This window comes from Streptomyces ossamyceticus, assembly GCF_001418475.1.
Classification (GTDB): Bacteria; Actinomycetota; Actinomycetes; order Streptomycetales; family Streptomycetaceae; genus Streptomyces; species Streptomyces ossamyceticus.
Genome location: NZ_LIQX01000490.1, coordinates 1 through 6,374, shown reverse-complemented (window position 1 = coordinate 6,374; position 6,374 = coordinate 1). Strand labels below are relative to the sequence as shown.

The 6,374-nt window shown below is 71.1% G+C and carries 6 protein-coding genes; 4 read left to right on the top strand and 2 right to left on the bottom strand.

Going from position 1 to position 6,374, the window contains the following annotated elements; translation table 11 throughout:
• Positions 1 to 171 precede the first annotated feature (171 nt).
• Both AOK15_RS30675 and AOK15_RS30670 read left to right on the top strand, forming a co-directional pair.
• On the top strand, positions 172 to 1,533 hold the full coding sequence (locus AOK15_RS30675) for a molybdopterin molybdotransferase MoeA (protein ID WP_055521599.1): 1,362 nt from the start codon (positions 172 to 174) through the stop codon (positions 1,531 to 1,533).
• 112 nt (positions 1,534 to 1,645) lie between these two features.
• The gene (locus AOK15_RS30670; protein WP_055521598.1) at positions 1,646 to 2,737 is read left to right on the top strand and encodes a potassium channel family protein; all 1,092 of its coding nucleotides are present in this window, start codon (positions 1,646 to 1,648) and stop codon (positions 2,735 to 2,737) included.
• A 58-nt stretch (positions 2,738 to 2,795) separates the two neighbouring features.
• On the opposite strand, the gene AOK15_RS30665 is transcribed toward AOK15_RS30670, so the two are convergent.
• Complete coding sequence (locus tag AOK15_RS30665; RefSeq protein WP_055521597.1) at positions 2,796 to 3,644, bottom strand: ABC transporter permease; 849 nt, start codon at positions 3,642 to 3,644, stop codon at positions 2,796 to 2,798.
• The gene (locus AOK15_RS30660; RefSeq protein ID WP_055521596.1) at positions 3,641 to 4,663 is read right to left on the bottom strand and encodes an ATP-binding cassette domain-containing protein; all 1,023 of its coding nucleotides are present in this window, start codon (positions 4,661 to 4,663) and stop codon (positions 3,641 to 3,643) included. The genes AOK15_RS30665 and AOK15_RS30660 overlap by 4 nt, the downstream gene beginning before the upstream one ends.
• A 314-nt stretch (positions 4,664 to 4,977) precedes the next feature.
• Between AOK15_RS30660 and AOK15_RS30655 the strand changes: the two genes are divergently transcribed.
• Together AOK15_RS30655 and AOK15_RS46215 are read left to right on the top strand one after the other, a co-directional pair.
• Complete coding sequence (locus AOK15_RS30655; RefSeq protein WP_055521595.1) at positions 4,978 to 5,958, top strand: NAD(P)H-quinone oxidoreductase; 981 nt, start codon at positions 4,978 to 4,980, stop codon at positions 5,956 to 5,958.
• A gap of 155 nt (positions 5,959 to 6,113) precedes the next feature.
• Positions 6,114 to 6,374, top strand: a 261-nt coding sequence (locus AOK15_RS46215; protein WP_205632265.1) for a hypothetical protein, incomplete at its 3' end; no start/stop codon positions are given.

The following is a 6,374-nucleotide window of genomic DNA, read 5'->3' as shown; positions in this document are numbered from 1 at the left end:
GGGAGGCCCGGACGCGGTCGCCGAGGCCGCCCGCAGGGCCACGGCCCTGGCCCTCGGCTGGGCCGAGGAGACCGGCGCCGACGGGTCCGACGCCAAGCCCGGCTCCTCGGACGCCGAGCCCGGCTCCTCGGACACCCCGTCCGGCGCCCCCGACTCCGCTCCGGACGCCGGATGACCGCCCAGGACGCCGAGGAACTCGACGTGGACGTGGAGGAGGCGCTGGCCGTGGCCAACGACAGGCCCGCCCGAGGGCCGGGCGCACCCCGCCCCGCCGACGGCACCCCGGCCGACGGCTCTCCCACCGCGCACCGGGCGAGGAAGGACGCCCACCACCGGTCCACCCCCTGGCCCGAGGCCCGCGCCGTCGCCGAACGCGCCGCCCGCTCCTGCGGACGCCGCTCCCCACTCTCCGTCACCGTCGAGGACGCCCTCGGTCTGGTGCTGGCCGCCCCTCTCACCGCCCTCACCGACCTGCCCTCCTTCGACACGTCCGCGATGGACGGCTGGGCGGTCGCGGGGCCCGGCCCCTGGGCCGTCCGGGAGGACGGTGTGCTGGCCGGGCACGCCGAGCCCGAGCGGCTCACCGACGGCGAGGCGGTCCGGATCGCCACCGGCGCACGCGTCCCGCTCGACACCACCGCCGTCCTGCGCAGTGAACACGGCCGCACCGACGAGCAGGGCCGACTGCACGCCACCCGGGACATGGCGCACGGTCAGGACATCCGCTCCCGGGGCCAGGAGTGCCGCAGTGGCGACCAACTGCTGCCGCTCGGCACGCTACTCACCCCCGCCGCCCTGGGCCTCGCCGCGGCCGCCGGGTACGACACCGTGACCGTGCTGCCGCGCCCCCGCGTCGAACTGCTCGTCCTGGGAGACGAATTGCTCACCGCGGGACTTCCGCGTGAGGGCCTGATCCGTGACGCCCTCGGCCCGATGCTGCCGTCCTGGCTCCGGGCACTCGGCGCCGAGGTCACCGCCGTACGCCGACTCGGTGATGCCGCCGACACCCTGTACGAGGCCGTACGGTCCTCAACCGCCGACCTGATCGTCACCACGGGCGGTACCGCCGCCGGGCCCGTCGATCATGTGCACCCCACGCTGCGGCGCATCGATGCCGAACTTCTCGTCGACGGCGTCAAGGTGCGCCCTGGCCACCCCATGCTGCTGGCCCGCACCAAGGAGAACCAGCATCTCGTGGGCCTGCCGGGCAACCCCCTGGCCGCCGTCTCGGGGCTGTTCACGCTCGCCGAGCCCCTTCTGCGGACCCTGGCCGGACGGGTCGCGCCCGAGCGGTACGGGATGCCGCTGAGGGAGGCGGTGCACGGGCACCCGTACGACACCCGGCTCATCCCGGTCGCCCTGCGCGGTGACGACGCCGTACCGCTGCACTACAACGGTCCCGCTATGCTCCGCGGCATCGCCACTGCCGATGCCCTTGCCGTCGTCCCACCCGGCGGTGCCCGCCCCGGTCAGGAGCTGGAGTTGCTCGATCTGCCCTGGGCGACCGCGGGGATCCAGGTGTGTTTCACGTGAAACATCCAGGCGCCCCAACCGACGTGCGGGCGTGGGGGTTTCACGTGAAACAAAGGGCACATGAAGGCGTAGTGATGCCAGGGGATGTACGGGGAAGCGGGGAGTGTTTCACGTGAAACTGCCGGGTTATGACGTGATCGCCCGCACGGCGGACGAGCGTCATGTGACGCATCCGGTGAAGCTGCCGAAGAGGGAGGTCGAGCGCCCCAGCCACCAGGTCGGCAAGCGGCTGGCGATGGCCTTGCTCGTCCTGGTCGCGACGGCGTTCATCGTCTACGCCGACGGCGAGGGCTACAACGACAACTCGGATGGCCGCGTCGATCTGCTGGACGCGTTCTACTACGCCACCGTCACCCTCTCGACCACCGGGTACGGCGACATCACCCCGGTCAGTGACGCCGCCCGGCTCACCAACATCTTCGTGATCACACCGCTGCGCGTACTGTTCCTGATCATCCTGGTCGGCACCACGCTGGAGGTCCTCACGGAGCGCACGCGCGAGGAATGGCGACTGAACCGCTGGAGGGCGGCCTTGAGGGAGCACACCGTTGTCGTCGGCTTCGGGACCAAGGGGCGGTCGGCGATCCAGACCGTCTGCGCGACGGGACTGAAGAAGGAGCAGGTCATCGTCGTCGACCCCAGCTCCAAGGTGATCGAGGCGGCAACGGCCGACGGGTACGCGGGCATCGTGGGGGACGCGACCCGGAGCGATGTGCTGCTGCGGGCCGAGGCGCAGAAGGCGCGGCAGATCATCATCTCCACCGCTCGGGACGACACCGCGGTGCTGGTCACGCTGACCGCGCGCCAGATGAACCGTGGCGCGAAGATCGTGGCCGCCGTTCGGGAGGAGGAGAACGCGCCGCTGCTGAAGCAGTCCGGGGCCGATGTCGTCATCACCAGTGCCAGCGCGGCCGGACGGCTCCTCGGTCTCTCGGTGCTCAGTCCCGCCGCCGGCATGGTCATGGAGGACCTCATCCAACAGGGCAGCGGCCTCGACATCGTCGAACGGCCCGTCATAAAGGCCGAGGTGGGGCGGAAGGTACGGGAGACGGAGGACCTGATCGTGAGTGTGCTGCGCGGCCACCGGGTGCTCGGCTACGACGACCCGTCCATCGGTGAACTCCAGCTGACGGACCGCCTCATCACGATCGTCCGTGCCACCCCGAGCACCAAGATCACCCCTGAGACCAAGCACTTGCCGTAGCCACACCACGAGGGCGCCCCCGGGGATGTGCTCCCCGGGGGCGCCCTCGTGGTGTGCGCTACTTGCGGTTGTACAGCCGCATCGTGATCGGCCCGAAGACAAGCACGAACAGGGCGGACCAGCCGAGCGACCAGGCGATCTCGGCCGTGGGCCACTCGCCCGCCATCAGCTCGCGTACTGCCGAGGCGAGATGGGTGATCGGGCTGTTGTTGACGAACGCCTGGAGCCATCCCGGCATGGTGCTCGGGTCGACGAAGACGTTGGACAAGAAGGTCAGCGGGAAGATCACCATCATGCTGACACCCATCACCGACTTCTCGGTGCGAAGCATCAGCCCGAACATCGTCCAGATCCACGAGAACGCGAACGAGAAGACGATGAGCAACGCGACCCCGGCGACCACGCCCACGACGCCGCCGTCCGGGCGGTAGCCGAGGACCATGCCGACGGTGAGCATCACCACGGACGCGATGGCGTACCGCAGGGCGTCGCCCAGGAGGTAGCCGACCATCGTCGACGGCCGCCAGATCGGCAGCGAGCGGAACCGGTCGAAGACACCTTTCTCGATGTCCGTGTTGACCGAGACACCGGTGTACATCGTGATCATCACGACCGACATCACCAGGATGCCCGGCAGCAGGAACTGGATGTACTCCTTCGGGGAGCCGGCCAGGGCACCGCCGAAGAGGTACGTGTACATCAGCACCATCATGATCGGGAAGGCGGTGACGTCGAACAGCTGCTCCGGGACGTGCTTGATCTTGAGGATGGCCCGCCAGCCGAAGGTCAGTGACGCCGACAGCGCGCTGGGCCGCGGCGGGCGTTCCTTGGTGATGAGCAGCGCGGCGAGCGACTCGGCGCTGACGGGGGCGAGTTCCTTGCTGTCGGTGCTGGTCGCGGTGCTCATGCCGCAGCCTCGTCCTTCTTCTCGACGTGTCGGGAGTCGTGGGCCTTCGTGTCGTGTCCGGTGAGGGCGAGGAACACCTCGTCCAGGCTGGGCTGCCCCAGCGAGAAGTTGTCGACGACGACGCCGACGCGGGCCAGCTCGGCGAGGGCGCGGGCCGCGGCCTCGGCGGCACCCTGGCCGTTGGCGGATCCACCGCCCACGCGTGCGGTCAGCGCCACCGGGTCCGGCTCGCGCTGCACCTCGGCGTCGAGCGCGAGACGCAGGATCTCCTCGGCCTGTGGACGCTGGGCGGCGTCCCGCAGCCGCAGGTGGACGGAACCGGCCCCCACGGACGCCTTCAGCTCGCCCTTCGTGCCCTCCGCGATCACCTTGCCGCGGTCGATCACGGCGATCCGGGACGCCAGCTGGTCCGCCTCGTCCAGATACTGCGTGGTCAGCAGCACCGTCGTGCCCTGGGCGACCACCGCGCGCACGATGTCCCACACCTGGTTGCGGCTGCGCGGGTCGAGACCGGTCGTCGGCTCGTCGAGGAACAGCAGGTCCGGGGTGTTCAGGATGGACGCGGCGATGTCGATCCGGCGCCGCATGCCGCCCGAGTAGTGCTTGACCTGCTTCCCAGCGGCCTCACTCAGCCCGAAGGCCTCCAGCAGCTGCTCGGAGCGGAGCCGCGCCGCCCGTTTGGCGTGGCCGAGGAGACGGCCCAGGAGCACCAGGTTCTCGGTGCCGGTCAGGTCCTCGTCCACAGAGGCGTACTGCCCTGTCAGGCTCACCCTGCCGCGTACCTCGTCGGCCTCGCGGACGACGTCATGACCGAAGACATGGGCCTCGCCGCCGTCCGGTCGCAGCAGCGTGGCGAGCATCTTCACCGTGGTGGTCTTGCCGGCGCCGTTCGGGCCGAGGACGCCGTAGACCGTGCCGGCCGGCACGGCGAGGTCGACGCCGTCGACGGCCCGGGTCTCGCCGAACGTCTTCACCAGACCCGCGGTCTCGATCGCGAGGCCGGATGTCTGTGTGCTCATGTCTGAGGTCCTTCCGCGTACAGGGCCCGTGGCCGGGGCTACGCAAGGGGAGACCGCCGGTTCCGCCGGAACTCATCGGCCGTGCGGGCGTGATTTCTCCACGGTCCCTCCGACGGAGATCGAACGCACCCCTATTTCCGACGTGGCGGCGGCCGCCTCGACGGTGGCCTTGGCCGGGGCTTCGGCCGCGGCCTTGGCTGGGCCTCGGCGGTGGCGAGGCTGCGCAGGGCGTGGTCGAGGGTGTGACCGGTGTGGTCGCGTACGGACCCCGGGCACTCTGGGAGAGGCGGAGGCGCGAGGAGTAGCGTCCCCTCATGCATGCGATCACGATTCCCGAACCCGGTGGACCCGAGGCCCTGGTGTGGGACGAGGTCCCCGACCCCGAGCCCGGCGAGGGCGAAGTGCTCGTCGAGGTGGCGGCGAGCGCGGTGAACCGCGCCGATCTGCTCCAGCGGCAGGGCTTCTACGACCCCCCACCGGGCGCCTCCCCCTACCCCGGCCTGGAGTGCTCCGGACGTATCGCGGCGATCGGGTCCGGCGTGTCCGGATGGAGCATCGGAGACGAGGTGTGCGCGCTGCTCTCGGGCGGCGGCTACGCGGAGAAGGTCGCCGTCCCGGCCGGCCAACTGCTGCCCGTCCCCTCCGGTCTCGATCTCAACCGGGCGGCCGCGCTGCCCGAGGTGGTCTGCACGGTCTGGTCGAACGTCTTCATGATCGCCCACCTCCGTCCGGGCGAGACCCTCCTCGTCCACGGCGGCTCCAGCGGCATCGGCACGATGGCCATCCAGCTGGCGAAGGCGATCGGCGCGAGGGTCGCCGTCACCGCGGGCACCGAGGAGAAGCTCCGCCGGTGCGCCGAGCTCGGCGCGGACATCCTGATCAACTACCGCGAGCAGGACTTCGTCGAGGAGGTCCGCAAGGCCACCGACGGCAAGGGGGCCGACGTCATCCTCGACAACATGGGGGCGAAGTACCTCGACCGCAACGTCCGGGTCCTCGCCGTCAACGGCCGTCTCGCCATCATCGGTATGCAGGGCGGCGTCAAGGGCGAGCTGAACATCGGGGCGCTCCTCGCCAAGCGGGCCGCCATCAGCGCGACCTCGCTGCGCGCCCGGCCACTGGAGGAGAAGACGGCCATCGTCGCCGCCGTACGCGAGCACGTGTGGCCGCTGGTCGCCGGTGGCCGGGTGGTCCCCGTCGTCGACCAGGAGATCCCGATGCACGACGCGGCCACGGCTCACCGGGTCCTGGAGGACAGCGGCCACGTGGGCAAGGTGCTGCTGGTGGTGCCGTAGCCAAGGGGAGGGCGGGCCGCGGCCACGGCTCACCCCGGGCCGCGGCCACCCACCTCCAGCCGCGTCCGTCGGCCACCTTCGGCGGGCCGTGTCAGCCGCCCGGCCCTCGCCGTGTCGCCGGCGGCTCCTTCCACGCCGACGGCGGCTCGGACCGTATGGCCCGTACGAGTGACCGCACCAGCTACTCGAACGCCGTGCGAGGGACCGTACAGACGCCGCTGTCGATGCTGCCGCCCACGTCGTACAGGGAGGCAGACCGGCGGCGCAGACGGGTGGCGCAGGGCGGGGGCAAGGCGGCCGCTGTCGCGGCGAAGCGGCCGGCCCCGCCCCCCTCAGCCCCTCCGGATCCGCAGGCCCACGAATGCCAGGCCCAGGCCGATGCCCATCAGCATGAGGCCGCCGCCCAGGGCGAGGGC